The sequence below is a fragment of the Xanthomonas sp. WHRI 1810A genome (assembly GCF_040202885.1).
Classification (GTDB): Bacteria; Pseudomonadota; Gammaproteobacteria; order Pseudomonadales; family Pseudomonadaceae; genus Aquipseudomonas.
This window is the reverse complement of sequence record NZ_JBEGED010000001.1, coordinates 309,974-336,495: the sequence shown is the minus strand read 5'-3', so window position 1 is coordinate 336,495 and position 26,522 is coordinate 309,974. Positions and strand designations below refer to the sequence as shown.

Genomic DNA, 26,522 nt, shown 5'->3' with positions numbered 1-26,522 from the left:
ACAAAAAACGACGTCGTGATCAGTGCTGCGGGCTGTCCTGCTGCTCGGACAAATCCTGCAGATAACGCTTGGACAATTCGAGAAACCGAGGGGTAGGGCCGACGTCTTCGTACAGCGGATCGCCTTCCTCGTCTGTGGCGACGACATGCTGCCCTTTGACGTAGGGGAAGCTCGCTTCCAGTTCTTCCAGTGCTGCGCCGATCAGCTCGCCCAGGAGTTCCTCGGGAACGCGTTTGGGGTACATCTCGGCAATCGCGGCCAGCCTGGCTGCGGCCTCAACATCCAGGTGAACCTCGTAGCCGGTCTTCGTCAGGCGACCTTTGGCCGTCTGTTCCCAATGATTTGCGAGTTCGCGAATTTTCATACTGACCTCTTCAAGGACCCGCGTGATGGCGGGTGCTGGTGCATGGATGAGACTAGCTGTATCCCGGCAGTCGGTAGGCAAAGGGTTGCGTGGCTGTATGAATATGTCGCTCTATACGCATACATAGAGAGGGATTTTCCCCACGCGTTCAGTTTCGAGCCCGTTCAGGCTGAACCGTCCCCGAATAAAAACGCTAAGGAGAAGGGCGAGATGGCTGATATCGACGCACGTTTGCGTGAGGACGTTCACCTGCTGGGTGAGCTGTTGGGCAACACGATTCGCGATCAGCGCGGCGCTGATTTTCTCGAGAAGATCGAGCGTATCCGCAAGAGCGCAAAGGCGGGGCGACGCGGGTCGACGCAGAGCACCGAGCAGTTGAGCTCAAACCTGGAAGGCCTGAGCCAGGACGAATTGCTCCCGGTGGCCCGGGCGTTCAACCAGTTTCTGAACCTGGCCAACATCGCCGAGCAGTATCAACTCATCCATCGCCGCGACGACAGCCAACCGCAGCCGTTTGAATCTCGCGTGTTGCCCGAGCTGCTGGACCGCCTCAAGCAGGCCGGTCACGCGCCTGAAGCCCTGGCCCGGCAAATCGGCAAGCTGCAAATCGAACTGGTCCTCACCGCGCACCCCACCGAAGTGGCGCGCCGCACGCTGATCCAGAAATACGACGCCATCGCTGCCCAGCTGGCCGCGCTGGATCACCGTGACCTCAACACCCAGGAGCGAGCGCAGATCACCGAACGCCTGCAGTTGCTGATCGCCGAAGCCTGGCACACCGAAGAAATCCGCCGCACCCGCCCCACGCCGGTTGATGAAGCGAAATGGGGCTTTGCCGTCATCGAGAATTCCCTCTGGCAGGCCATCCCCAATTACCTGCGCAAGGCCGACAAAGTGCTGCACGCCGCCACTGGCTTGCACTTGCCGCTGGAGGCAGCGCCGATTCGCTTTGCGTCGTGGATGGGCGGCGACCGCGATGGCAACCCCAACGTCACCGCCGCCGTCACTCGCGAGGTCTTGCTGTTGGCGCGCTGGATGGCCGCTGACCTGTATTTGCGTGACGTCGATCAACTGGCGGCCGAGCTGTCCATGCAGCAGGGCAACGCGGCCTTGCTCGCGTTGTCGGGCGACAGTGCCGAACCCTATCGCGCAGTGCTCAAACAGCTACGCGAACGGCTGCGGGCCACGCGTAACTGGGCCCATGCGTCGCTCGCCGAGACCCAACCTGCGCCCGACAGCGTGCTGCACAGCAATCGCGATCTGCTGGAGCCCCTGCAGGTGTGCTACCAGTCCCTGCACGAATGCGGCATGGGCGTGATTGCCGACGGGCCTTTGCTCGACTGCCTGCGACGCGCCGTAACCTTCGGTTTGTTTCTGGTGAAGCTGGACGTGCGCCAGGACTCCACCCGCCACCGTTCGGCGATGACCGAAATCACCGATTACCTGGGCCTGGGCCGTTACGAGGACTGGGACGAAGAGGCGCGCATCGATTTTCTGCTGCGTGAATTGAGCAATCGCCGGCCTCTGTTGCCCGACCATTTCAAACCGGCTGCCGACACCGCCGAAGTGCTGGCGACCTGCCGCGAAGTCGCCGCGGCACCGGCGGCGTCCCTGGGCTCCTACATCATCTCCATGGCGGGCGCGGCGTCGGATGTGCTGACGGTGCAATTGCTGTTGAAAGAGGCCGGCCTGCAGCGACCGATGCGGGTTGTGCCGCTGTTCGAAACCCTCGCGGACCTCGATAACGCCGGTCCCGTGATCGAGCACCTGTTGAGCCTTCCGGGCTACCGCCTGCGCCTGCACGGTCCGCAGGAAGTGATGATCGGTTATTCGGATTCGGCCAAGGATGCCGGCACCACGGCCGCGGCCTGGGCGCAGTATCGGGCCCAGGAGAAACTGGTGGAGATCTGCCGCGAGCAGCAAGTCGAGTTGCTGCTGTTTCACGGCCGGGGCGGTACGGTCGGTCGCGGCGGCGGACCGGCGCACGCGGCCATTCTGTCGCAGCCACCGGGATCGGTGTCCGGGCGTTTCCGCACCACGGAACAGGGCGAGATGATCCGATTCAAGTTCGGACTGCCGGACATCGCCGAGCAAAACCTCAATCTGTACCTGGCCGCCGTGCTGGAGGCGACCCTGCTACCGCCGCCGATGCCGGAGCCGGCGTGGCGCACGATGATGGATCAATTGGCGGGCGACGGGGTGGCGGCCTATCGCGCGGTGGTCCGTGAAAACCCTGAATTCGTCGAATACTTCCGCCAGGCCACCCCGGAGCAGGAACTGGGTCGTCTGCCGCTGGGCAGTCGTCCGGCCAAGCGCCGTGAAGGCGGGGTCGAAAGCCTGCGGGCGATCCCGTGGATCTTCGCCTGGACCCAGACCCGTTTGATGTTGCCGGCCTGGTTGGGCTGGGAAGCAGCATTGGGCAAGGCGCTGGAACGCGGGCAAGGCGAGGTGCTGGCGCAGATGCGCGAGCAGTGGCCGTTCTTCCGGACCCGCATTGACATGCTCGAGATGGTCCTGGCCAAAGCGGACAGCGATATCGCCCAGCTGTATGACGAACGCCTGGTTGAGCCGGGACTGAAACATTTGGGTACCCATCTGCGCGACCTATTGTCGCAGGCGTGCAAAGTGGTGCTGGGGCTGACCGGTCAGGATCAACTGCTGGCGCACAGCCCCGAAACCCTGGAATTCATCAGCCTGCGCAACACCTACCTCGATCCTCTTCATCTATTGCAGGTGGAGCTGTTGGCGCGCTCTCGCGCACAGGATGCGACGCTGGACGGCCCCCTTGCGCAGGCACTGCTGGTGTCTGTCGCGGGAATCGCCGCCGGGCTGCGCAACACAGGCTGACGCAAAACGCTCGGCGCTCGGGCGGCACTGAGCCTGTAGCCCTGGCGCGAGGTGGATTGGAAACGGCGCTTGCTCATCCGGTTGCGCCGTGTCCCGAGGGCTTGCTAAACGCCAGCAAGCTACCGATTTATCTGGGGTTACTGCGACTTTTGGCGGCTTGTGCCACCTGTGTCGGCTGTGTATCTTGATCAGCCTTTGGCCGTTGGGTCAGTATTTCTTATTTTTAGATTGGCCCCACGAGGCGAATCCGACGACATCTTTATAAAAATTGAGGAGCACAACAATGCGCGTGATTCTGCTGGGAGCTCCCGGGGCCGGTAAAGGTACTCAGGCAAAGTTCATCACCGAAAAATTCGGCATCCCGCAAATTTCCACCGGCGACATGCTGCGCGCAGCGGTCAAGGCTGGCACCGACCTGGGCCTGAAAGCCAAGAGTGTCATGGACAGCGGCGGCCTGGTCTCCGATGACCTGATCATCGGCCTGATCAAGGATCGTCTGTCGCAGCCCGACTGCGCCAATGGCGTACTGTTCGACGGCTTTCCACGCACCATTCCTCAAGCCGAAGCACTGCTGGCCGCCGGCCTGACCATCGACAACGTGGTCGAAATCAAGGTCGACGACGAAGAGATCGTTCAACGTATTTCCGGCCGTCGTGTCCATGAAGGCTCGGGCCGTGTCTATCACGTGATCTACAACCCGCCTAAAACCGAAGGCCTGGACGATGTGACCGGCGAGCCGCTGGTGCAGCGCAAGGACGACGTTGAAGCCACCGTGCGCCATCGTCTGTCGGTCTACCACTCGCAGACCAAGCCGCTGGTGGATTTCTACGAAAAGCTCGAAACCAAGAATGGCAAGCCCAAGTGCAGCCATATCGAAGGCGTAGGCTCGGTTGAAGCCATCACCGCCAAGGTGCTGGAAGCGTTGAGCTGATCACACGATCGGTGCAGTGAACGACGGCCCGCTTGCGGGCCGTAGTTGTTTATAATGCGGCACTTTTTTGCACACACCCTGGAAACCCCGATGAGCACCTTGCTGGCCCTGGATACCGCCACTGAAGCCTGTTCAGTCGCTTTGCTGCATGACGGCAAGGTGCTGACTCACTACGAGGTGATTCCGCGCCTGCACGCTCAGCGCCTCTTGCCCATGATCAAAGACCTGCTGGCCGAGGCGGGTGTCAGCCTGTCGGCGCTGGACGCGATCGCGTTCGGTCGCGGGCCGGGTGCCTTCACCGGTGTGCGGATCGCTATCGGCGTGGTGCAAGGCCTGGCGTTCGGTCTGGACCGTCCGGTGCTGCCGGTCTCCAACCTGGCGATGCTGGCGCAGCGGGCCTACCGCGAGCATGGCGCCCATCAGGTGGCGGCCGCCATTGATGCGCGCATGGACGAGGTCTACTGGGGTTGCTATCAGGCGACCGCCGGGGAAATGCGCCTGGCGGGCAGCGAAGCGGTACTGCCCCCGGAGCAGGCGGCCTTGCCGGCGGATATGGGCGGCGACTGGTTTGGCGCAGGCACCGGATGGGGTTATGCCGAGCGCATTCCCGTGACGCTGACCGGCGCCGATGCCGAGATGCTGCCCCATGCACAGGATTTGCTGACGTTGGCCACCTTCGCCTGGCAGCGCGGCGAAGCGATCATCGCCGACCAGGCCCAGCCGGTTTATCTGCGGGACAAAGTGGCCACCCCGAAAGCGCGATAACCGCTGTGTGCGTGTCGGAGTGAGGCTCGCCCGCGAAGCTTCTGATCCATTCACCTCAGCAAAAACTTCGCGGGCAAGCCTCGCTCCAACCTGCACACACGCCATTAATGCGACCCAAGTCACACGCTTCACGACCGTTCGGCAATAAAAGCGCATTTTCTGCCCGTGTTTTTAAACATTAGGTAATAAGTGTGGTCTAGTTAACGTCCACAGGTTTGCTTAATGCTGGCCTGTGAGATTAAATTGCCACTACGAGACGCCGAGTAAGTATCGATGCGCATCACTGGTCCTTCCCAACAGTCGTACCCCGTCAAACGCAAACCGCGTAAAGGTTCTGCGCAGGTCGACGCCAGCTTTGAAGAAGACAGTGTTATCGAGGTCGTTGCGCAGCCGTCGTCCCGTAGAGGTGGCACCACGGCCAACGTACCGGCCCGCCAGCAAGACATCATCTTCCCCCGCGCCATGAGTGCTCGAGTGGCCTACGCGTTGAGCAGCTACCTGACGACATCCACGTTTGGCGACTGGGACCTTGAGGTCGCAGGACTCGATCTGCACGTTTGAACACCGCCCACCCGCCTTACTACCTCGGTTGCCCGTCCTGGAGTGAAAACGCCTGGCGCCAGTCGCTGTACCCCGAAGATGCCCGCCCCACCGATTTCCTCGCGCTGTATGCCCAGGTGTTCAACGCCGTGGAAGGCAACACCACGTTTTACGCCAGCCCTTCGCCGGGCACGGTGCAGCGCTGGGCTGACGTGATGCCCGAGCACTTTCGCTTCACGGCCAAGTTTCCCCGTGACATCAGCCACGGTGGCGACCTGCGCGATCATTTGGTCGAGGTGGAGAACTTCGTCCAATTGCTCGCGCCGCTGGGCCCGCGAATTGCCCCGCTCTGGCTGCAGCTGTCGGCAAGCTTCACGCCGTCGCGCCTGGGTGAACTGGCGGCGTTCATCGATGCGCTGGAGCGGCCGCTGGCGGTGGAAGTGCGCCACCTGGCGTTCTTCGACAAAGGCGATGACGAGAAATACCTCAATCGCCTGCTGCTGGACCGTGGGGTGGAGCGCATCTGTCTGGACTCCCGTCCGCTGTTCAGCTGCTTCTCCACCGAGCCTGCCGTGCTGCTCGCGCAGTCGAAAAAACCCAAAGTCCCGCCCCGACCTGCTGCCCTGACCCAATTCCCGCAAGTGCGCTTCATTGGCCGACCTGAGCTTGAGGCCAACGACAGCTACATCGAACAGTGGGCGCAAAAAGTCGCGGGCTGGATCGAGGAAGGACGTACGCCCTATGTGTTCCTGCACACCCCGGACAACCTCCAGGCACCGGATCTGGCGCGACGTTTTCATCAGCAACTGATGACGCTGCTGCCCGGACTGCCTGCGCTGCCCGAGCTGGATCGCGGGCCACAGGTCGAACAGCTCGGTCTGCTCTGAGTAACGATTGGCAACGTATCCCACTGAACTGCTGTGTAGGAAAGTGCACTACTGTGTGCCATCCCGATCCTCAGAGGCCGAACCCATGGAACCGTCACAGCTTCTCCGCGCCCACGCTTTTAAAGCCCTGCATGAGCGTCAAGGGGCATTTGTCATTCCCAACCCGTGGGACGCGGGTTCGGCAAAGATGCTCGCTGCCATGGGTTTTCAGGCGTTGGCCACCACCAGTGCAGGGCTGGCGTTTGTCTTGGGAAGGGCGGACGCTGAAGGGGCGCTAAACCGCGATGAATCGTTGGCCAATATTGCGACCATTGTGTCCGCCACCCCACTGCCGGTGGCGGCGGACCTGGAGAACTGTTTCGCCGATACGCCGCAAGGTTGCGCAGACACCTTGTTGAAAGCGGCCGCCACCGGCATCGTTGGTGGCTCCATCGAGGATGCCAGCGGCCAGGCGGATGCACCGATTTATGACTTCGAACTGGCGGTCGCGCGGGTCAAGGCGGCGGTCGCAGCAGCTCGCAGCTTGCCATTCCCGTTCATGCTCACGGCCCGTGCGGAAAACCTTTTGCACGGCCGCGCCGATCTGCACGACACCATCAAACGCCTGGAAGCCTACGCTGACGCAGGCGCAGACGTGCTATACGCCCCAGGCCTGCGCACCCGCGAAGACGTTATCGCCGTCGTGCGTGCGGTCGCGCCGAGACCGGTGAACGTGTTGATGGGATTAGGCGGGGTAACGCTGAGCGTGGCGGACTTGGCCGATTGCGGGGTCAAGCGCATCAGCGTCGGTTCGTCACTGGCTCGCGCGGCGTGGGGCGGTTTCTACCGCGCTGCCGAAGAGATCCGCACCGCAGGCACGTTCAGCTACGCGCAGGATGCGCTGCCGTTCGATCATCTGAACAAGCTGTTTAAAGGCTAACGGTGCGCGGTTCTTGGGTATTTCTGCTGTTGCTGTTGGCCTGTGGGGCGGCGGCGGTTTCGGTGTGGCGAGGCTGGCTGGACGTGCCGCCGCGCTTCAATCCCTGGGCGCCGCTGGATGTGCGGGACGCGCCGAATCTGCTGACGACCTACAAACTGGCGCGGCTTCGGGACGATCCGGCGCTGTGCGATCAGGCGTTGCGCACGTCATCCCTGCGCTTCAGTCATCAGGCCGACAGCCCGGCCGACGCCAAATGCCCGCTCACCAACACGCTACGGATTCAGGGGGGTGATGTGGCCCTCAGCAGCAGTTTTCTCGCCAGTTGTCCGCTGGCGGTGGCGTATGCGCTGTTTGATATTCACGCGCTGCAACCGGCGGCGCAGCAGGTGTTCGGGCAGAAGGTGACGCAGGTCGATCATCTCGGCAGCTTCGCCTGTCGCAATGTCTACGGACGGGCGCAAGGGCGGCTCAGCCAGCACGCGACTGCCAATGCGCTGGACATCGCGGGGTTTCGGCTTGCGGACGGTCAGCGGGTTTCGGTGCTCAAGGACTGGAAGACTGAAGGCGATGACGCGCGCTTTCTCAGGCTGGTGCGGGACGGGGCGTGCAAACACTTCAACACCGTGCTCAGCCCGGATTACAACGCGGCGCATCGTAATCACTTTCACGTGGATATGGGGGGATGGCGGGTGTGTCGGTGAGTCGCGCAGGTAGTTTTTGTAGGAGCGCGCTTGCCCGCGAATTGCGGTGGGTCAGAACAGAAGATGTTGGCTGAGAGTAAGCAATCGCGGGCAAGCGCGCTCCTACAAGTGAAGCGATCCTGCGGGTGACTCTAAAGCCGCTTCGCCAACAAGTTGGCTCCTACAGCGGCGAGTGTTTTGTCAGATGGAGCGGGCGGTTCCCGAAGATCAAGCCGCCAAGCGCAGATTCTGCAACACCACCGGCCGTGCCCAGCCGTTGTCGAAGTCCAGATTGCGCTGTTGTTCGATCATTTCGCTCACGCTGAACGGTTCGGCAGGCTTGTCGGCCAGGTCCCATTCCAGCTCGGCGATGGGCAGGAACAGCGCGCGTGGCTCAGGGCCGGGACCGGGTATGACGCTGTCGTCATACGGCGCCAGCACGGTAGGGCGCACCCAGCTGCTGTCGAATTCCAGGTTGCGCTGTTGCTCGATCAACTCGCTGGCGCTGAACGGTGCGGCGGGTTTGTCAGCCAGGTCCCACTCCAATTCTGCGATCGGCAGAAACAGCGGTTCAGGCGGGTTGCGCTCGGTGTCCTGCACCGGTAACGCTCGTTGGTCGACGATCTTGTCCAGTGTTGTCCCGCCAGCCAGAGGCTCAACGGTTGTGCTGTCCGTCGTCGTTTGGAGCTGGAACGCCGGGGCTTCGCCCGCGGTGTCGTCGATCTCCTGCGCCATCGCCCGCGCGAATGCATCCTGCCAGAGCTGCGTGACGCCGCTCAAGGTCTGGGTATTGCGTACGCTGTAGTCGCCAACGTACGTCAAGTAACCTAGGGAGGATGATTGCTGAATGTCTGACATAGCGCTCAGTACATACCGTGGGTTCTGGCAAAATGCCGGATACTTTTGTTATCGGCAGTCGTTGCCAATCATTAAGAAAATTTGGGCGTGTGGACACAATGAGTGAGCAACAAGCGGGCAGCCGCATTCGGGTCCAGGCGCTGAGCGTCGACGGGCAGGCGCAGGCCGAGCAATGGGCGCAGCGCCTGGGGTTGCCATTGGACGACGCCGAGGCCGATTTTGCCCTGCAGGTGACCGAGGCCGGCCTGCAATTGCAGCAGTTGAGTGAAGAGGCGCCGGGGGCGGTGCGGGTGGATTTCGTCGAAGGCGCGGTGGCCCATCGACGTTTGTTCGGTGGCGGCAGCGGCCAGATGATCGCCAAGGCCGTGGGCATCCAGCCGGGCGTGCGGCCCAGGGTACTCGACGCAACGGCGGGGCTGGGCAAGGACGCGTTCGTGCTGGCGAGCCTGGGGTGCGAGATGAGCCTGATCGAACGTCAGCCCATCATCGCCGCGCTGCTGGAAGACGGCCTCGCCCGGGGACGACGGGACCGGGAGGTCGGGTCGATCATCAGCCAGATGCGCCTGTTGACCGGCAATGCCATCGAGCTGATTCGCGCCTGGGAAGGGGAGCCGCCGCAGGTGATCTACCTCGACCCGATGTTTCCCCACCGAGAGAAAACCGCGTTGGTGAAGAAGGAAATGCGCCTGTTCCGGCCCCTGGTCGGTGATGATCTCGACGCGCCGGCGTTGCTCGAAGCGGCGTTGGCCCTGGCGACCCACCGCGTTGTGGTCAAACGTCCGCGCAAAGCGCCCTGCATCGATGGCCCGAAACCGGGTTATGCACTGGATGGCAAATCCAGTCGCTACGATATCTACCCGAAGAAGGCGTTGAAGTCGTAGGGCAATTGCGCTGCCGTGCGTGGGCCCTTGTTGGAGCGAGGCTTGCTCGCGAATGGGGGGTGTCAGTGGATGAATGCGTAGTTGGCAAAACGCCTTCGCGGGCAAGCCTCGCTCCAACGGGGTCCATATGGCATCCCTTCCTGGTATCAAAAGAGCAGCCCGTTCGGATAGTTTCCCGATCGACGCTCGGCCACTACCATCTTCCCGTTCTTGGCCACGGTGCCGACAGGGAAGCAATCATGAGCGAAATGGATGATCTGGCCGCGTTCGCGATGCTGGTTCAAGCGAACAGTTTTACCCTCGCCGCGCAATGGCTGGACACCAGCACCAGCCAGCTGTCCAAACGCATCAGCAAGCTGGAAAAAAGCTACGGCGTGCGCCTGTTACACCGCACCACCCGCAGCCTGACGCTGACCTCCGCCGGCGCCATTCTGTTGCCCGAAGCGCGTGCACTGGTGGTGCAGCGGGACCGGGTGCGCGACGCTATGGCTTACCTGAGCGACAGCGTGTCCGGCGTCGTACGCCTCACGGTGCCGGTGGGGCTGGGGGAAAGTTTATTCGAGGGGCTGCTGGCGGGGTTCGCGGACAGCTACCCGCAGCTGCAGGTGGAAATGGACCTCACGGACGATTTCAGGGACTTGCGCCGCGACGGGTTTGACCTGGGCATTCGCTCCAGCGTCGGGATCGACGAGCGTCTGGTGGCCCTGCCGCTGGTGGCGCTGCAGGACGTGACCTGCGCCAGCCCGGCCTACGTGGAGCGGTTTGGCGCACCGCAATCGCCCGAGGAGCTGCGGGCCCATCGCTGTCTGCTTCAGCGCCATTTCGGCGGTCGCGAATCCTGGGTGTATCACCAGCATCACGAAGTGCAGCGGGTCCCTGTCAGGGGGATGTTCGCCAGCAATCACCGTGGGCTGTTGAAGCGGGCGGTGCTGAACGGGTCAGGCATTGCCCGATTGCCGTCCTGCATGATCCATGAAGAGCTCGCCGATGGGCGCCTGTACACGCTGCTGCGCGATTACCAGACACCCACCTCGTCGCTGTTTCTGGTGCATCCGTTCGAGGGGCAGTTGCCGCGCAGAACGCAAGTCGTCGCCGACTACCTGACCCAGTGGTTTGAGAGATCGGGTCAGGTGCAGGAGAATTTCAGCTAAATACAGCGGCGGGTTACTTCAGGTTCCCGCTCAGGAATTGCTGCAACCGTTCGCTCTTCGGATTGCCTAGCACTTCGTCCGGGTGGCCCATTTCCTCGACCTGGCCCTGGTGCAGGAACACCACTTGATTGGCCACTTTGCGCGCGAAACCCATTTCGTGGGTCACCAGGATCATGGTCCGGCCTTCTTCAGCCAGCCCTTGAATCACTTTCAGTACTTCACCCACCAACTCCGGGTCGAGGGCTGAGGTGGGCTCGTCGAACAGCATGATTTCCGGTTCCATCGCCAGGGCGCGGGCGATGGCGACACGCTGCTGCTGGCCCCCGGACAGAAACGCCGGGTATTGATCCGCGACACGTGCCGGCAGGCCGACCTTGTCCAGGTACTTGCGGGCGCGCGCCTCGGCTTCGACCTTGGACACCCCCAGCACCCGGCGCGGGGCCATGGTGATGTTTTCCAGCACCGTCATGTGGCTCCACAGATTGAAGTGCTGGAACACCATCGCCAGCCGCGTGCGGATGCGTTGCAACTCGGCCGGGTCCGCCACGCGCATGCCACCGACATCGCTGACCATGCGCACTTGCTGGCCATCCAGGCTCATGGCGCCGTCGTTGGGTTGTTCGAGAAAGTTGATGCAGCGCAGGAACGTACTCTTGCCCGAGCCACTGGCGCCGATCAGGCAGATCACGTCGCCCACGTTGGCCTTGAGCGACACGCCCTTGAGCACCTGATGGTCGCCGTAGCTTTTATGCAGGCCGTCGATGGTCAGTTTGTACATGACTGGCAATCCTTAAGGTGAAAGTAGGTAGCCGCTGCGGTAGGCCTCGACACCGGCGATATGGGCAACGACCATACCGGCCGTGGCCATGCGGCGCAGGGAGCGAGCGTACATCAGGCCGGGGTTGAGCGCGTGAATAGGCGTGACCGCATCGCTGATCGGGTCGATGACCTCGGCGAGCAACTGCCCCGCTTCAACGTGCTCGCCCGGCTGGGCGCAAAATACCAGCAGGCCGCCGGCCGGCGTGGCAACCGGTTCGACCGCCGCCAGTGGCGTGGCCGGGTACAACAGTTGCGGTTGATCCTCGGGTTCGCCGGCAATGGCGCCGTAGTGCATCAGGTAACTGATGATCGCCTGACTGTCGCGGCTGCCAAGTGCGTGATTGACGTCGCCCTGGCCGCGCAACTCCAGGGTCACTGAAAAGCTGCCCAGCGGCAGATCGAAGCGGCCGGTGAAGCGCTGCTGCAACTGCCACCACACCAGCGTGAAGCACTCGTCGAAAGACTGGCCGCCGGAGTCGGTCGCCAGCAGGCTCGCCTGGGAACCCAGATAGCGCGACAGCGCCTCGACCTGCGGCCAGGCTTCGGGCGTGGTGTAGAGATGTTCCACCGCTTCGAAATCGCAATGCAGGTCCAGCACCATATCGGCGTCACAGGCCAGGCGCTGCAGCGTCAGGCGCTGGGATTCCAGCTGGGTCGCGGGGACGCGGGCGTTGAGCGCGGCGAGTAACGTCGTGCGGATCAACTGCACGTTGTGCGCGTTGTGGTCGGTCAGTGACGATTCGATTTCATCGCCCACCTGCTGGCTCAAATCGACGAACCAGCGGTTGAAGTTCTGCCCGCTCTCCAGGTCGTATCGACCCAACGGGATGTCCATCAGCACCTGTTCCAGGCCAATGGGGTTGGCCACCGGGACCACCACGATTTCACCCAGCAGTTGACCGGCATTTTCCAGCTCGGCCAGCCGCTGCTTGAGGTACCAGGCCACCAGCATGCCGGGCAACTCATCGGCGTGCAGGGACGCCTGGATGTAGATTTTGCAGGCGCCGTTTTCCGGGCCGTAGTGAAAACTGTGAATCTGCCGCGCCGTGCCTGGCACCGGCGCCAGCAAATCATGGGTCTGGTGTCGCATTGAAAAGTCCTGGTGAGGCGCGCCGGTGAGACGCCGCCTTAGTGAGAGGGGCCGAGAAACGCCAGCCAGCGGCGCTCTGCGAGTCGGAACAGGCCGACCAGAATGAAGGTAATCGCCAGGTAGATCAGCGCCGCGATGCCAAACGACTGGAACGTCAGGAAGGTCGCCGAGTTGGCGTCGCGCGCTACTTTCAGGATGTCGGGCACCGTGGCGGTGAAGGCTACGGTGGTCGAGTGCAGCATCAGAATCACTTCGTTGCTGTAATACGGCAGCGAGCGACGCAGGGCCGACGGCATGATGACGTAGGCATACAGCTTCCAGCCTGTCAGACCGTACGCCTTGGCCGCTTCGACTTCGCCGTGATTCATGCTGCGGATCGCGCCGGCAAAAATCTCGGTGGTGTAGGCGCAGGTGTTCATGGCGAAGGCGAGGATGGTGCAGTTCATGGCATCGCGAAAGAACGCGCCGAGCATGGGCTGCTCACGCACAGCAGCGATGCTGTAAATGCCGGTGTAGCAAATCAGCAGCTGGATATACAGCGGCGTCCCGCGGAACAGGTAAGTGTAGAACTGCACCGGCCAGCGCACGGCGGGGTTGCGCGACACGCGGGCAATGGACAGCGGAATCGAGACGATGAAGCCAATGGCGATGGACGCGCTCAGCAACCACATCGTCATGGCCAGACCGGTGATGTTCTGGCCGTCGGTGTACAGAAACGCGCGCCAGTATTCCTGAAGCAACTCAATCATCGTTGCGCCTCCCGGCTGCCCGCTGCGTAACGCCGTTCAGCCCAGCGCAGTGCGAAGTTGGATGCACTGGTGATCAACAGGTAGATCAGCGCCGCGAGCACCAGAAAGTAGAACAGTTGATACGTGCTTTTGCCGGCGTCCTGCGCCGCTTTCACCAGATCGGCCAGGCCGATGATCGACACCAGAGCCGTGGCCTTGAGCACCACTTGCCAGTTGTTACCGATCCCGGGGAGCGCGAAACGCATCATCTGCGGGAACACCACGTAGCGAAAACGCTGGCTGCGGGACAAGCCGTAAGCGGTGCAGGCTTCGACCTGACCACGGGGCACCGCGAGGATTGCGCCACGGAAGGTTTCGGTGAAGTACGCGCCGTAAATGAAACCCAGGGTGATGACGCCCGCGCTGAAAGGATCGATTTCGATGTAGTCCCATTCCATCGCGTCGGTCAGGGTACTCAGCCAGGTTTGCAGGCTGTAGAAGATCAACAGCATCAGCACCAGATCGGGCACGCCACGAATCAGGGTCGTGTAGACCTGAGCGGGTACTCGCAGGAGGGCGGATTTGGAGAGTTTGGCACTGGCGCCGAGCAGGCCGAGCACGATGCTCACCAGCAGCGACATCAGGGAGAGTTTGATGGTCATCCAGGTGCCTTCGAGCAACAGCGGGCCGAAGCCTTTCAAGCTGAATGCTGACAGTCCCAGGTTTTGCAGGAGGGTTTCGAACATGTGCAACCTATACAGTCAATAAAACGCCCGTTGTCAGCGGGGGCATTCTCGCTGAAATCAACGGGCGTTTGTTTTCTTATTTACCGCTGTACAGATTCAGATCGCCGAAGTGCTTTTTCTGGATCTCGGCGTATTTGCCGTCGTCGTGTAACGCTTTGATACCTTTGTCCAAAAGCGCTTTCAGGTCTTTGTTACCTTTGGAGATACCGATGGCGGTTTTGGCCGGCAGCAGTGGGCTGTCGATGGGCTTGCTGACTTCGTAGCCGGCGCCTTGTGGCGACTTCAGGAAGCCCAGCTCAGCTTGCAGCATGTCTTGAACGGAGGCGTCGAGACGGCCCGATACCAGGTCGGCGTAAACCTGATCCTGGTTAGCGTAGGCCTGGGTTTTCACGCCTGCCTTGTCCAGCACGGCCTTGGCGTAGGCTTCCTGGATGGTGCCTTGCTCGTAGCCGACGGTTTTGCCTTTGAGCGAGGCCGGGTCTTCAGTGAAGCCAGCGCCTTTCTTGAACACCAGCGACGTCGGGCCGGAGAACAGTTCGTTTGAGAAGTCGATGACCTTCGAACGGGCCTCGGTGACGGTCATCGAGGAGATAACGCCGTCGAACTTGTTGGCTTTCAGGCCAGGGATCATGCCGTCGAAATCGCTCTCGACCCACTTGCACTTGACCTTCAGCTCAGCACAGATCGCGTTGCCCAGATCGATGTCGAAGCCTACCAGGCTGCCGTCAGCGGCTTTCGATTCAAAAGGTGCGTAGGAAGGATCGACGCCAAAACGCAGCTCCTTGTATTCCTTGGCCATTGCATTACCAGCGGCCAGACAGATGGCGAGTGCAGAAAGGGTCAGCCATGCTTTTTTCATCGTTCAGTCCTTAAAACCAAATTGAGCGTTGGGAACACGCGAAGGCTTGCTACCGGCGAGTGCCAGACGGCAAATAGACAGCAATTTCCGAACCAAAGATACAAACGTGCGTTTTAAATGTACGCCGTTGTCGCAATGATGACTTTGCGCCATCTTTTGCGCATTTTGGGCGCCGTCAAATGCAGGGAGAGTATCTACATTGGGGCAGCGACGCCTTTTCTCACTCTGTAGGAGCGCGCTTGCCCGCGATTGCGGTGTAACAGGTTGGCCTAATGGTGGGTGAACAAATGCCATCGCGGGCAAGCGCGCTCCTACTCCGACCAAACTGGTGCGCTCGAACATGAGCGCCCCAAAACGGTGCTCAGCTTAGCAAGTCCTGCAACGTCGCCAGGCTGTCGGCTTCGGCCACCGGCTTGTCCTGCCGCCACCGAAGCATCCGCGGAAACCGCACCGCAATCCCGCTTTTATGCCGTTTGGACAGGGCGATGCCTTCAAAGCCCAGCTCAAACACCAGCGTCGGCGTGACACTGCGCACCGGGCCGAATTTCTCGACGGTGGTCTTGCGAATGATTGCATCGACTTTGCGCATTTCCTCATCGGTCAGGCCGGAATACGCCTTGGCGAAGGGCACGAGGGTCCGTTCGCTGGCCTCTTCGGGGCCGTCCCACACGGCGAAGGTGTAGTCGCTGTACAGGCTGGCGCGCCGACCATGACCGCGCTGGGCATAAATCAACACCGCGTCGACGCTGAAGGGGTCGACTTTCCACTTCCACCAGACACCCATGTCCTTGGTACGCCCCACGCCGTACATGGAGTCCCGGGCCTTGAGCATCATGCCTTCAACGCCGAGGCTACGTGATGCCTCGCGCTGTTTGCCCAGGTCCAGCCAGTCCTTGCCGCTGAGCACCGGGGAGGGCAGCAGCACCGGGCTCTGGCAGGTGTGAATCAGGGTTTCCAGTTGCGCGCGGCGCTCATGTTGCGGGCGGCTGCGCCAGTCATGCTCCTGCCATTCCAGCAGGTCGTAGGCGAGGATCACCACCGGCACGTCTTCGAGAATCTTCTTGCCCAGGGTCTTGCGGCCGATGCGCTGTTGCAGCAAAGCGAAGGGCTGAACCGATGGGGACGCGACATCGGGTGTGCCGGGGGCCAGGGATTCGAGGGCGAACCCTTCGGCATTTTCGGCCTCGATCACCGGCGCTTTCCACACCACGATCTCGCCGTCGATCACCGTGCCGTCCGGCAGGCACTGGGTCAGGCTGTGCAGTTCGGGGAAGCGTTCGGTGACCAGCTCTTCGCCCCGGGACCAGATCCACAGGCGGCCTTCACGCTTGACGATCTGCGCGCGGATGCCGTCCCACTTCCATTCCACTTGCCAGTTCTCCGCCGGCCCGAGCAGGGTCTCGAACTGATCCACCGGCTGCTGCAAGGCGTGGGCGAGAAAGAACGGATACGGCTGGCCGCCCCGTTGCGCGTGTTCGTCGGCGGATTCGGCGGCGATCAGTTTCAGGTAGCCCTCGGCACTGGGCCGATGAGACAAGTCGGTGTAACCCACCAGCCGCTGCGCGACGCGTTTGCTGTCGATATCGGCCAGCGCGGCGAGGGCGCGCGTCACCAGCAACTTTGACACGCCAACCCGGAAACTGCCGGTGATCAGCTTCAGGCACACCATCAGGCTGAGGCGATCCAGCTGCGCCCAGAACATCGGCAGCCGCGCCATCAACTCTTCCGGTGGCAGGCCGCGCAAGGGCAGCAGTTTGTTTTCCATCCACGTTGCCAGGCCTTCGTCAGAACTGTGTTCGGCCTCGGGCAACAGCAGCGACAGCGTTTCGGCGATGTCGCCCACCGCCTGATAACTTTCCTCGAACAACCATTCCGGGAGCGCCGACAAGGTGATCGCCTGTTCCCTGAGCAGGCGAGTCGGCACCAGTTGCCGAGGCCGACCGCCGGACAGAAAGTACACCGCCCACGCCGCATCTTCCGGCGCTGCAGCGGCAAAATACTGCTGCATGGCCGCCAGTTTGGCGTTGCTTGACGTCGTGGCATCTAGCATCGAATACAGCTCAGCGAACGCCTTCATGCCTGGGCCTCGTCGGCAGGTTCGGGCGTGACGGGGGTCTCGTCTTCCTCAGCGCCGTATTCGGTAGTGAAGCCTTGCGCGTCGAGGCCTAATTCTCGCAGATAACGCACCAGAATCGCTACTGAGCCATGGGTCACCATCACCCGCTCTGCGCCGGTGTTTTCAATCGCCCACAACAGCCCGGGCCAGTCGGCGTGATCGGACAGGACAAAACCCCGGTCCACACCGCGCCGACGTCGCGGGCCGCGCAGCATCATCCAGCCGCTGGCGAACGCATCGCTGAATTCGCCGAAGCGCCGCATCCACGTGCTGCCGCCAGCGGAGGGCGGCGCAATGATCAATGCCTGACGCAGTACCGGGTCGGTCTTTTTGAAGTCGCCGGCGTATTGCGTTTCGGGGATGCGAATGCCGGCTGCGCGGTAGACGCGGTTCAGCGGTTCCACCGCGCCATGGACCAGAATCGGGCCGATGCTGGGGTCGATGCCGTGCAGGATGCGTTGCGCCTTGCCGAAGGAGTAGGCGAACAGCACGCTGGCCTTGCCCACGGCGGCGTTGGCGCGCCACCAGTCGTTGATGCCGGTGAAGATTTCAGACTGCGGCTGCCAACGGTAAATCGGCAGGCCGAAGGTGGATTCGGTGATGAACGTGTGGCAACGCACCGGCTCAAACGGCGCGCACGTGCCATCTGGTTCGACTTTGTAATCGCCGGACGCCACCCAGACTTCGCCTTCGTATTCCAGACGCACCTGAGCCGAGCCCAGGACGTGACCGGCCGGGTGCAGGCTCAGCTTCACGCCGTGGTGGGTGATGCTTTCGCCGTATTCAAGGGTTTGCAGGTTGATGTCCTGACCCAGTCGCGAACGCAGGATGCCTTCCCCGGGTGCTGCGGCCAGGTAGTGTTTGTTGCCGGTGTGCGCGTGATCGCCATGGCCGTGGGTGATGACCGCGCGTTCCACCGGACGCCACGGGTCGATATAGAAATCACCGGGTGGGCAGTACAAACCTTCGGGGCGGGCGACGACAAGATCCATGGGATAACCAGATGGAGGGGCTTGTCAGTTATGAGCGGGAGGGGCGGGTGATCGTTCCCCTTTTCAACATCTGATGATCGCGCTGTGGGAGGGCGCTTGCTCGTGATGAGCATGCCTACGTGGATTGCTCTTTGTAGGAGCGCCCTTGCCCGCGAAGGCGTTGTGTCAGTCACCATCATCGTTTCTGACACACCCTGATCGCGGGCAAGCGCGCTCCTACAGGAATCGATGAACGTGCGTACGCTCATCGGTGGCTTTACTTCCCGGGCGTCAACGTCAACCGCGCTTTGCCATACACCTTCTCGAAGTTCTGCGGCTGCATCGGGATCGACAGGTACTGGCCCTTCAGCCAAGGCTCGATGCCATCGGCATAATTCGGGCTGGCGGGGTTGCCGGATTGGCCTGCGCCGTTCTGGCTCATCATCGGCTCCTGCTGCGAGAAGTCGACGATGAGGCGCAAGGTCGTAGCCTGCACGGCGTCGAAGTCCTGACCCCAGCGATAGCCCGACGCGTTCAGCGTGGTGTGATCGCCGCCCGCTGCCACAGGGCCCTTGACCACTTCGGCTTTGCTGCCGCCCAGTGCTGCGGCCAACTGCGCGCTTTGGCTGGTCCAGCTGTAACGGTGCAGTTTGCCCCACTGCCACGCCTTGTGGTCGGCGCCCAACAGGCTGTCGCCGGAAGTGATCGCCGCTGCCAGACTGCGCGCCAGAATGGCCGGTTTGTCTTCCTTCTGCGGGGTTTTTACGTCATCCCAATACGGACTGTCCTCACGCCCCAGCAGGTGATCGGCCTGTGCCGAGTAGGACAGTTCGGCATCCTGCACCAGTGCTTTCCACGCCAGGCTGCTTTCCGGCCCCAGCTCATCGAGGAAAATCTGCCTGGCGCTTTCTTGCAGGAACAGCTCGTACACCGCGGCATCGGACGACGTCGGCGACAGTTTGCCGTCGAATGCCATCAGCCGGGTGTAAGCCTCCCGGGCTTTGTCTCGCTCTGGCGCGGGCAGGGCATCGATGGCCTTCTTCAGCGGCTGGGACATGCCAGGCGCCTCGAACATCTTCTTCAGCTTGGCTGCAAATGTTGTGGTCTGGTCGTATTGCATGGCGATGGTGCTGCGGCTGTCTTGCTTGCCGCTGTTAGCCAATGCTGCCATGCGCTCGGCACGTTCAGGGTAATCCCATGAATTGGACAGCTGCATGCCGTAACCCTTGGGCACCGTGCGGTTGTTGGCGTTACCGATCCAGCCCGATTGCGGGGCCTGATCGTAGGGATGCAGCATCGCGTCGGCGAACCCGTCCCAGTCGAAACGGCTGTCCCAACCCGGCGACGGCATCAAGCCCAGGCCTTCACGGCGGTTCGGGTATTTACCGGTGACCTGCCAGCCAACGTCGGATGCATCGGCGAACACCATATTCAGCGTGATCGCTCGGACCTCGCGGGTGGTGTCGAACGCACGCTCCACGCTTTGAGCGCGGGTCAGGTCAAACAGGGCATCGAGTGTCTTGTCGTCTTTGGCGTCCGGGGTCTGCAGCACCACGCCCAGCCCCGCGCCTGCCTGCGCAGCACTGCCGTTGAGCAGGGCGCCGTGGCGGGTGGCATAGGCCGCTTCACGCACCGGGCGCTGACCTTTGACGAAATAGGTTTCCTCATGGGCGGCAGCGGCCAGCCATTTGCCGTCAGCCATGTACATCAGGCGATTGTTTTCGCGTTTAATCTTTTCCAGGAACAGGTCCTGGTTGTCGCCCAGTGCCGGGCCCATGCCCCACGCCAGCTTGCCGTTGAAACCCGACAGGACCAGCGGCAGACCGGCCACGGTCACCCCGGCAGCCTGATACTTCGGCGCGCGGATCTGCACGACATTCCACAGCGATGGCAAGGTGGTCGGCAGTTGACTGTCGGTGGCCAGCAGACTTTTGCCGGCCCGCGCGCGCGGTGGCGCGACGACCCAGTTGTTCGAAGCGGCCACGCCCAGCAGGTTGAGGTCGGACAGCTGCAGCGCTGCCTTGTCCAGATCGGAGAGGCCCGGCAGTTGCGTGCCGAGGTTCAGCCCGGCGAGCTTTTCGGCTTCGGCGACGGGCAGTTCTTCGTCCGGGTAGGTCGGCAGCAGCCAGGCCAGTTTGTCGGCACCGACCTTCTGCGCCAGCACCAGCGAGGAAATTTCTTCCTGCAGGTTCACCGACAGGCTGAAGTTCAGCAGGCTGAAGATCAGCGCCGAATCCTCAGGCTTCCAGTATTCCGGTTTGTAGCCCGCGTCGGTCAGGTCGGCCGGCAGTTTGTCGCGGTAGCGGAACAGGTAGGCGTTGACCCCGCGCGCATAGACTTCAAAGAAGCGCTTGAGACGCGGCGACGAGGCGGCGTACAGCTCGCCAGCATTCTGCTTGAGGTTGGCCGCGCGCATCATGCGGTCCAGATCGAGGGCGCCGGGGCCTGCGATCTCCGACAGACGACCCTGGGCCAGCAAGCGCATCTGCACCATTTGGCTGATGCGGTCGGTGGCGTGCACATAACCGAGGGTGAACAGCGCGTCGTGGAAGGTGTTGCTCTCAATCAGCGGCATGCCCTGATTGTTGCGTCGCACCGAGACGTTCTGCGCAAGCCCCTTGATGGCGAACACGCCGCTGGTGGGCGCAAGCGTGCTGCTGTCACCCCCATTCAACTGGCAACCGGCAAGGCTCAAAAGCCCCGTCATGGCTGCGGCGACGCCGAACCGGTTTTTGACACATAAAAGGGCTGGCGAGGCCATGTTGAAGCTCCTGCGGGGGAAGGCGTACGAAAGGCGCTACGTTAGTGAGCGGGCAGGCGGCACGCAAGCAGGCAGCAGGAGTTTATTTCGGGAAATGTCGAGCGGGGAGGGTGGGAAAAGTCCACCTGGTGAAACGAAGCGCAAAAAAACGGCCTGATTCACAGGCCGTTGGCAATGCGGGCGGGGATCAGGCGCCGTGGCATTTCTTGAATTTCTTCTCGCTGCCGCAAGGGCATGGGTCGTTGCGGCCTACGTCCTTCAGCGCGTTGCGCACGGGCTCCTGAGGTTCGTGATTGCAGTTCGGGCCGTGGACATGGCCGTGATCGTGATGATGATGTTCATGGGCGTGATCGTGGTCATGGTCGCAATCAGGACCGTGCACGTGGGCTTGCTGGTTCATCGGGTTACTCCGGAATTAAATCGGCGGGGATTATCTCGCCGTTGCGGCCAAGACGCACGCTATGTCCGAATAAAAATCCGGTCTTGAGCTTGCCTTCCAGTCGGTAACGAATAGGCTCTTTGGCATTGCCGAGCATTTTCGAGATGTCCTTGAGGTGCTCCCACAGGTTGGTGCGCACCGGCACCGAGAAGTTTCGATGGCTATGGGCCTTGACGACGAACCAGTCGCTGTACTCGCCTTCGCTCAGCAGGATGTCATTGAGCAGGATCTTGTAACGCAGGCCGCGCACCAATACGCCCGAGTCATTGGGGTTATCGACGCGAAAGCGCAGCTTGAAGTCCTGGCGCAGCAGTTTGGCCTTGACCACGTCGACTTTCATCAGTCGAACGTCAGGGTCCTGGTAACTCCCGGTGATCCAGGTCGAGCACCCGGTCAAACCCAGCAGCATCGCCAGGCCGAGCACTTGTAAAACGCGTGCCTGAGAAAACATTCATTTACTCCCTGTCGGGCTTGAGTCTAGCAATGGACCGATTGAGGGCAACTCGCAGTCTCGTCATGCTGTCTGAGAGAGATGCGTCGAAGGAGTATTGACCCGTGAAGTTATACGAAATTGTATTTTCAGGCCAATTGGTACCCGGGGCTCAGGCAGAGAAGGTTCAGGCCAACCTGGGCAAATTGTTCCAGGCGGACGCTCAGCGCGTGGCGCTGCTGTTTTCAGGGCGGCGTCTGGTGCTCAAGAACAACCTGGATCAGGCCGGTGCCGAGAAATACCGCTCCACCCTGGAACGCGCCGGCGCGTTCGCTGAGGTGGTGCAGATGCCGGCGGAACAAGCGGTTGAAGCGCACGCTAACACCGGGGTCGAGGTGGAGGAGGTCGAACTCGCGCCGCCACCTGACGAGCCTACCTGGACGCGCAAAGCGGCGTCACTGGCCGACCGTCCCAGCAATGGGAATACCGCTCGCAACACTAAAGTCGAGCCGCGGGATGTGTACATGGCCGCGTTTGTGGAAGTCGAGGCGCCGGATTTCTCCATCGCCGAACTGGGCAGCGACGTACAGGAGCCCAAGGCCACTGCAGCAGCGCCTCAACTTGATCTGTCCGGGCTGAGCCTTGCACCTACTGGCAGCGACATCGAATCATTGAAGCGCCCGGCCGCAGGGCCAGTGCCTGATACCTCGCACTTGAGCCTGTCCAAGAACTGAAGCCACGTTTCCCTTTAGGAGCTGCCGAAGGCTGCGATTGCGTTCTGCCTGACACACCGCATCGCAGCCTCGCTTTAGCTCGGCAGCTCCTAAATGGATCATGTTCAGCCGACGTACGCCGCGCAGCATTTCTTGAATTTTTGCGAGCTTGCGCAGGGGCAGGCGTCATTGCGGCCGGCTTTGAACGGCACCGTCGGGTCGATGAAGTACCAGCGGTCCTGATGCTGCACAAACGCTGAGCGCTCGCGATGGCTGTGCTCGCCGGCGTCGTCGTGCCAGCGGGCGGTGAAGGTCACAAACGCGTGCTCGGGTCTGCCGCCGAGTACTTCGGCGGCCTCCACTTCAAGCCCCAGCCAGGTGCTTTGCGCGCTCCATTGACTGATCGCCGCCCGATCAAGGCCGGGGGCTTGCGCAGGTAATGTGGTCGCCACCAGATAATCGATCAACCCCAGCACATAAGCGCTGTAGCGCGAGCGCATCAGTGCTTCGGCGCAGGGCGCGGGCTGGCCGGCGTGGTAATGCCCGCAGCAGGCGTCCAACAGATTGCCGCTGCCGCAGGGACAGGATGAACTGCTCATGAGGCTTTTCTCACCACCAGTATTTGCCGAAGTTTTCCGGATTCGCCCAAAAGCGGGCATTCAGCCAATCCGGGACCTGTTTGTATTCGCGCAGATCGTAGGTGAACAGGGTCAGGACTTGATCGTCGCGCTTGAAGCGTTCGCTCAGTTGCAGCGCCAGTGAATAAAAATCGGTGGTCTGCCACTGAGCGGCGTGAAGATCGGCCAGCACCGCGATGCGGCTGGCGTTGAGGTTGCGAATCCCGCCCAGCAGCTCCAGACCCTGACGCTTGGAAATGTGCTCCAGGCAGTCGACCACCAACGCCAGATCGAAGCGTTGCGCAGCCAGCGCCGGGGGAAGAGGTCCGGGCGCAGCCAGTGACAGCTCGGTGTCCGGGTGGGCCTCTTGAAACGCCTGCAACGCCGGGAACATCTGGGCACCGATCAGCAACAGACGCTTGGGCGCATGCAGATCCAGCAAGGCGGCCAGCGCCTGCTGCGGCGTGCGGGTTGAGTAGCTATCGGTCATCTAAATCCCTCAATTAAGCCCCCAAGACTAGCTTGCTCAACCCAGATGGCCTAGTGCTTGAACTTTTTCCCGTGCCGCCATGACCAAACGTACGGAGTGCAGGCAATTGGCTATGTAAAAAGAGAACAGTGTCCATCTCAGGGTTACCCGGTACGCAGTGGCATCGCAATCAGTGCCCGTACCTGCCGTTCATGCTCTTCAAAGAGCGTTTCGAGCCAGATTTCACCCTGTATTACCGGGCGCAGACGCGCTGAAGTGGAAAACTGCCATCGCCCCGTCTTTACTCCACCCCAGTCGGTTTTAGCCGATACCAAAGGAGAAGAACTGTATGAGCATGATTCGGACAGCATTACCTCTGATTTTGGTTACAAGTGTATTGACGGGCTGTGCGGGCCTGCAAAAGACCGACTGGCCTCTGTGTGCGGCGGGCGGTGCGTTGAGCGGCGCGGCGCTCGGCGCGTTTCAGAGCGCGTCTGTGGCAGGGGGGCTGGGTGCGGCGACCGGCGTCATGGCCGGCGCGTATTGCTGGGTTCACGGCGATGGCGATGATGACGGCGACGGTGTGTTGAACAGCGTCGACAAGTGCCCCGATACGCCCAAAGGCACGCGCGTCGATGCGACCGGTTGCCCGATCGTACCGGCCGCACCTGCACCTGTTGTAGAAACTGCGGTTCAACCCAAAGAAGAAGTCATCACCATCCGTGATGTGCATTTCGAGTTCAACAAGGCTGTCCTGACCTCCGCCGACAAGGTGCAGCTGGACATGGTCGCCACCCGCCTGAAGACCGAAGCTGCGAACGTGCAATTGCATGTCAGCGGACACACCGACAGCGTGGGCGGCGATGCTTACAACCAGAAGCTCTCGGAAAAACGTGCCAATTCCGTGACTGACTATCTGATCAGTGCCGGTATCGCGCGCAGTGCGTTCGTGTCGGTGGAAGGCGACGGTGAAGCCCGTCCGGTTGCAGACAACAAAACGGCTGAAGGGCGCGCGCTCAACCGTCGTGTAGAGATCAAGATCAACCGTTGATCACGGCACGTTGCCAGGCAACAAACCTTTAGAAAACCCTGGCCTGGTGCCGGGGTTTTTTACGCGGTCGTTTGCTTGCTGACCGCGCTCGCGCAACTATTTTCATGGGCTTCTGGCATAGTCGTGGCCGTCGCCGTACTGTGCGCCGGGAAATCTCGTTCCATGTTCAAAAACGGGTTTGAAGAACAAAACAGCAGGGGCGTGACATGAGGGTGTTTTGGGGTTTGGGAAAGATGTTGACGCTGGGGTTCTGGGCGGTGGTGCTGATCAATCAGGTCGTGATGCTGCCTAACCCTTTCGATGTGTTGGTCAGCCTGGCGGGCAGCCTGCTGGCGCTGACGCATGTGCTTGAATTGTTTCTGTTCAACGGCAGCCTGCGCGGCCGTGCGCAACCCTGGCGTGACCGGGTGCTGATTCTGCTGTTCGGTATTTTTCATCTGCAATCTTTCGGTCGTCGTCCTGCGGAGGTTCAACATGCGTAATGGATGGCTGGTGACGGCCGCGCTGGTCTCGGCGTTGGGCAGTTCCTGGGCGATGGCGCAGACGATTTCGGTCCAGGCCCATTCCCTGATGCGTTTGCCCAACAGCACCAGCGTGCTGCAGCTTGACCGTCTGGAAGTGGCCGATTACGGCACGTTGCTGATCCCCGCCGGGCTGACCCAGGTGACGGTTGACCAGTTGGTGCTGGGCCACGAAGCGCGCATCGCCATCGTGCCCAGCCAGCAGCCGTTCAATTTCCAGATCAAGCAGGGCGAGCTCGGCACCGGTAGCCAGATCACCGCGCGCGGCGCACCGGGTACGTTCAGCAAAGCGCCGCTTCCGGGGCGCAATCTGACGCTGCGCATTGAGCAACTCAGCGCCGAGGTGTTGTCCGTCGACGCACGGGGCGGCTCCGGGGTGCCAGGGTTTGCCGGGCTCGATGGCGGTAATGGCGAAGATCCGGGGTGTACCTTTGGCGCGGCCAGTCGCGGTACCGATGGCGACGATGGCAGCAGCGGTCATGAAGGCGCGGCAGGGGGATTAGTCCGTCTGGAACTGCCGCGTGACTTTCCGGAGGACCGTGTGAAGGTCAATGTCGCAGGCGGTGCCGGCGGGTTGGGTGGCGCAGGCGGGAAGGGCGGCAGAGGCGGTTCATCGAAGGGTTGCATCGTCTATCGCGCCGACGGCGCCAAAGCGGGCAAGACCGGCGAAAAAGGCCAGGACGGCGCGAAAGGCCCGGCCGGTGCGGTATATTTGAAGCAGCTCTGACAGCAAACACGTGTAGGAGCGCGCTTGCCCGCGATTGCGGTATGCCTGTGCCAGAAATGTCGTCTGGCACAACGCTTTTCGCAGGCAAGCGCGCTCCTACAGGGTAAAGGTCAGCGGCCTCAAAACATCGGGCGGGCCGCCGCGATGCACACCACCGCAATCCCCACCAGCAGGTTCGCACCCACCAGCCGCCGAATCTTGCCCAGCGCTGCCACGCCCTCCGGCCACTGCTGTGCTTCAACCGCCTTGCGCAGTTCAGGCAATTGCACCGACTGAATTTTGATGAACAGCGCCACCATCACGATGTACAGCCCGATCATTATCTGCACGTAGCGCGGCGCGGTTTCAAACCCGGAGAACGTCATCTGGATCATGCCGATACCCGTGACCGGCAGCATGACCACCGCCATCCACACCCACACAAAGAACCGCGCGAACACCTGCAGCCACAATTTCAGGCGGATCGGCCCTTCAAGGGCAGCGATGACCGCCGGTCGCAGGATCATCCACGCGAAAAACATGCCCCCGACCCAGAGGATTGCTGCCAGCAGATGGAGGGTGTAGACGAGGGCGGTCGGTGACATGCGGAACTCCGTTCTGCGCGCAAGGATTAAGCGCGGTATGATAGCCGCCCGCTGGAAC

At 61.8% G+C, this 26,522-nt stretch carries 28 protein-coding genes; 13 read left to right on the top strand and 15 right to left on the bottom strand.

Features of this window, described 5'->3' with window-relative positions; genetic code table 11:
* Nucleotides 1–19: 19 nt before the first annotated feature.
* Nucleotides 20–364 (bottom strand): hypothetical protein, encoded by a 345-nt coding sequence (locus ABQX22_RS01530; RefSeq protein WP_349795786.1) that lies wholly within the window; start codon nt 362–364, stop codon nt 20–22.
* A 210-nt stretch (nt 365–574) separates the two neighbouring features.
* On the opposite strand from ABQX22_RS01530, the gene ppc reads away from it, so the two are divergent.
* The 7 genes from ppc (at nt 575) to ABQX22_RS01495 (ending at nt 7,954) form a co-directional block, all read left to right on the top strand.
* Complete coding sequence (gene ppc, locus ABQX22_RS01525) at nt 575–3,211, top strand: phosphoenolpyruvate carboxylase (RefSeq protein WP_349795784.1); 2,637 nt, start codon at nt 575–577, stop codon at nt 3,209–3,211.
* Nucleotides 3,212–3,494: 283 nt separating this feature from the next.
* Nucleotides 3,495–4,142, top strand: coding sequence for an adenylate kinase (gene adk, locus ABQX22_RS01520; protein ID WP_349795782.1), 648 nt, complete (start codon nt 3,495–3,497; stop codon nt 4,140–4,142).
* Nucleotides 4,143–4,232: 90 nt separating this feature from the next.
* Nucleotides 4,233–4,907 (top strand): tRNA (adenosine(37)-N6)-threonylcarbamoyltransferase complex dimerization subunit type 1 TsaB, encoded by a 675-nt coding sequence (gene tsaB / locus ABQX22_RS01515; protein ID WP_349795780.1) that lies wholly within the window; start codon nt 4,233–4,235, stop codon nt 4,905–4,907.
* Between the two features lie 273 nt (nt 4,908–5,180).
* Nucleotides 5,181–5,468, top strand: a complete 288-nt coding sequence (locus ABQX22_RS01510) for a hypothetical protein (protein WP_349795778.1) — start codon at nt 5,181–5,183, stop codon at nt 5,466–5,468.
* On the top strand, nt 5,465–6,334 hold the full coding sequence (locus ABQX22_RS01505) for a DUF72 domain-containing protein (RefSeq protein ID WP_349795776.1): 870 nt from the start codon (nt 5,465–5,467) through the stop codon (nt 6,332–6,334). Before ABQX22_RS01510 ends, ABQX22_RS01505 begins: the two co-directional genes overlap by 4 nt.
* Before the next feature lie 85 nt (nt 6,335–6,419).
* Nucleotides 6,420–7,253 carry an isocitrate lyase/PEP mutase family protein gene (locus ABQX22_RS01500; protein WP_349795774.1) on the top strand — a complete coding sequence of 278 codons (834 nt, stop codon included), beginning with the start codon at nt 6,420–6,422 and terminating at the stop codon, nt 7,251–7,253.
* Nucleotides 7,254–7,255: 2 nt separating this feature from the next.
* A complete protein-coding gene (locus tag ABQX22_RS01495) occupies nt 7,256–7,954 on the top strand; it encodes an extensin-like domain-containing protein (RefSeq protein WP_349795772.1) in 699 nt (232 codons plus the stop codon).
* Between the two features lie 207 nt (nt 7,955–8,161).
* On the opposite strand, the gene ABQX22_RS01490 is transcribed toward ABQX22_RS01495, so the two are convergent.
* Nucleotides 8,162–8,791 (bottom strand): hypothetical protein, encoded by a 630-nt coding sequence (locus ABQX22_RS01490; protein WP_349795770.1) that lies wholly within the window; start codon nt 8,789–8,791, stop codon nt 8,162–8,164.
* A 98-nt stretch (nt 8,792–8,889) separates the two neighbouring features.
* On the opposite strand from ABQX22_RS01490, the gene ABQX22_RS01485 reads away from it, so the two are divergent.
* Both ABQX22_RS01485 and ABQX22_RS01480 read left to right on the top strand, forming a co-directional pair.
* Nucleotides 8,890–9,672 carry a class I SAM-dependent methyltransferase gene (locus tag ABQX22_RS01485; protein ID WP_349795768.1) on the top strand — a complete coding sequence of 261 codons (783 nt, stop codon included), beginning with the start codon at nt 8,890–8,892 and terminating at the stop codon, nt 9,670–9,672.
* A 239-nt stretch (nt 9,673–9,911) separates the two neighbouring features.
* Nucleotides 9,912–10,823 (top strand): LysR family transcriptional regulator, encoded by a 912-nt coding sequence (locus ABQX22_RS01480; RefSeq protein ID WP_349795766.1) that lies wholly within the window; start codon nt 9,912–9,914, stop codon nt 10,821–10,823.
* A 13-nt stretch (nt 10,824–10,836) separates the two neighbouring features.
* On the opposite strand, the gene ABQX22_RS01475 is transcribed toward ABQX22_RS01480, so the two are convergent.
* The 10 genes from ABQX22_RS01475 to ABQX22_RS01430 all read right to left on the bottom strand — a co-directional run bounded on the left by ABQX22_RS01475 (nt 10,837) and on the right by ABQX22_RS01430 (nt 21,803).
* On the bottom strand, nt 10,837–11,601 hold the full coding sequence (locus ABQX22_RS01475) for an ABC transporter ATP-binding protein (RefSeq protein ID WP_349795764.1): 765 nt from the start codon (nt 11,599–11,601) through the stop codon (nt 10,837–10,839).
* A 12-nt stretch (nt 11,602–11,613) separates the two neighbouring features.
* The gene (locus tag ABQX22_RS01470; protein ID WP_349795762.1) at nt 11,614–12,732 is read right to left on the bottom strand and encodes a succinylglutamate desuccinylase/aspartoacylase family protein; all 1,119 of its coding nucleotides are present in this window, start codon (nt 12,730–12,732) and stop codon (nt 11,614–11,616) included.
* A gap of 38 nt (nt 12,733–12,770) precedes the next feature.
* On the bottom strand, nt 12,771–13,481 hold the full coding sequence (locus ABQX22_RS01465; protein ID WP_349795760.1) for an ABC transporter permease: 711 nt from the start codon (nt 13,479–13,481) through the stop codon (nt 12,771–12,773).
* Nucleotides 13,478–14,206 carry an ABC transporter permease gene (locus tag ABQX22_RS01460; protein ID WP_349795758.1) on the bottom strand — a complete coding sequence of 243 codons (729 nt, stop codon included), beginning with the start codon at nt 14,204–14,206 and terminating at the stop codon, nt 13,478–13,480. Before ABQX22_RS01460 ends, ABQX22_RS01465 begins: the two co-directional genes overlap by 4 nt.
* Before the next feature lie 76 nt (nt 14,207–14,282).
* Nucleotides 14,283–15,065: a transporter substrate-binding domain-containing protein gene (locus ABQX22_RS01455; RefSeq protein ID WP_349795756.1), complete on the bottom strand. Its 783-nt coding sequence runs from the start codon at nt 15,063–15,065 to the stop codon at nt 14,283–14,285.
* A gap of 361 nt (nt 15,066–15,426) precedes the next feature.
* On the bottom strand, nt 15,427–17,142 hold the full coding sequence (locus ABQX22_RS01450) for an ATP-dependent DNA ligase (RefSeq protein WP_349795754.1): 1,716 nt from the start codon (nt 17,140–17,142) through the stop codon (nt 15,427–15,429).
* A complete protein-coding gene (locus tag ABQX22_RS01445) occupies nt 17,139–18,173 on the bottom strand; it encodes a ligase-associated DNA damage response exonuclease (protein ID WP_349795752.1) in 1,035 nt (344 codons plus the stop codon). Before ABQX22_RS01445 ends, ABQX22_RS01450 begins: the two co-directional genes overlap by 4 nt.
* A 256-nt stretch (nt 18,174–18,429) precedes the next feature.
* Complete coding sequence (locus tag ABQX22_RS01440; protein ID WP_349795750.1) at nt 18,430–20,913, bottom strand: penicillin acylase family protein; 2,484 nt, start codon at nt 20,911–20,913, stop codon at nt 18,430–18,432.
* Nucleotides 20,914–21,100: 187 nt separating this feature from the next.
* Nucleotides 21,101–21,313 (bottom strand): SEC-C metal-binding domain-containing protein, encoded by a 213-nt coding sequence (locus tag ABQX22_RS01435; RefSeq protein WP_349795748.1) that lies wholly within the window; start codon nt 21,311–21,313, stop codon nt 21,101–21,103.
* Between the two features lie 4 nt (nt 21,314–21,317).
* Nucleotides 21,318–21,803 (bottom strand): LEA type 2 family protein, encoded by a 486-nt coding sequence (locus tag ABQX22_RS01430; protein ID WP_349795746.1) that lies wholly within the window; start codon nt 21,801–21,803, stop codon nt 21,318–21,320.
* Between the two features lie 104 nt (nt 21,804–21,907).
* Here ABQX22_RS01430 and ABQX22_RS01425 point away from each other — a divergent pair, with 104 nt between their 5' ends.
* Entirely contained in the window at nt 21,908–22,516 is a 609-nt protein-coding gene (locus tag ABQX22_RS01425) for a hypothetical protein (RefSeq protein WP_349795744.1), read from the top strand.
* A gap of 104 nt (nt 22,517–22,620) precedes the next feature.
* Here ABQX22_RS01425 and ABQX22_RS01420 read toward each other — a convergent pair whose 3' ends face one another.
* Together ABQX22_RS01420 and ABQX22_RS01415 are read right to left on the bottom strand one after the other, a co-directional pair.
* A complete protein-coding gene (locus ABQX22_RS01420; RefSeq protein ID WP_349795742.1) occupies nt 22,621–23,094 on the bottom strand; it encodes a YchJ family protein in 474 nt (157 codons plus the stop codon).
* 10 nt (nt 23,095–23,104) lie between these two features.
* A complete protein-coding gene (locus tag ABQX22_RS01415) occupies nt 23,105–23,602 on the bottom strand; it encodes a DUF6231 family protein (protein ID WP_349795740.1) in 498 nt (165 codons plus the stop codon).
* A gap of 328 nt (nt 23,603–23,930) precedes the next feature.
* Between ABQX22_RS01415 and ABQX22_RS01410 the strand changes: the two genes are divergently transcribed.
* The 3 genes from ABQX22_RS01410 (at nt 23,931) to ABQX22_RS01400 (ending at nt 25,880) form a co-directional block, all read left to right on the top strand.
* Nucleotides 23,931–24,632, top strand: a complete 702-nt coding sequence (locus ABQX22_RS01410; RefSeq protein ID WP_349795738.1) for an OmpA family protein — start codon at nt 23,931–23,933, stop codon at nt 24,630–24,632.
* 206 nt (nt 24,633–24,838) lie between these two features.
* Nucleotides 24,839–25,114: a DUF1145 domain-containing protein gene (locus ABQX22_RS01405; RefSeq protein WP_349795736.1), complete on the top strand. Its 276-nt coding sequence runs from the start codon at nt 24,839–24,841 to the stop codon at nt 25,112–25,114.
* Nucleotides 25,107–25,880, top strand: coding sequence for a hypothetical protein (locus tag ABQX22_RS01400; RefSeq protein ID WP_349795734.1), 774 nt, complete (start codon nt 25,107–25,109; stop codon nt 25,878–25,880). The genes ABQX22_RS01405 and ABQX22_RS01400 overlap by 8 nt, the downstream gene beginning before the upstream one ends.
* 119 nt (nt 25,881–25,999) lie before the next feature.
* On the opposite strand, the gene ABQX22_RS01395 is transcribed toward ABQX22_RS01400, so the two are convergent.
* A complete protein-coding gene (locus tag ABQX22_RS01395; protein ID WP_349795732.1) occupies nt 26,000–26,464 on the bottom strand; it encodes a CopD family protein in 465 nt (154 codons plus the stop codon).
* Nucleotides 26,465–26,522 lie beyond the last annotated feature (58 nt).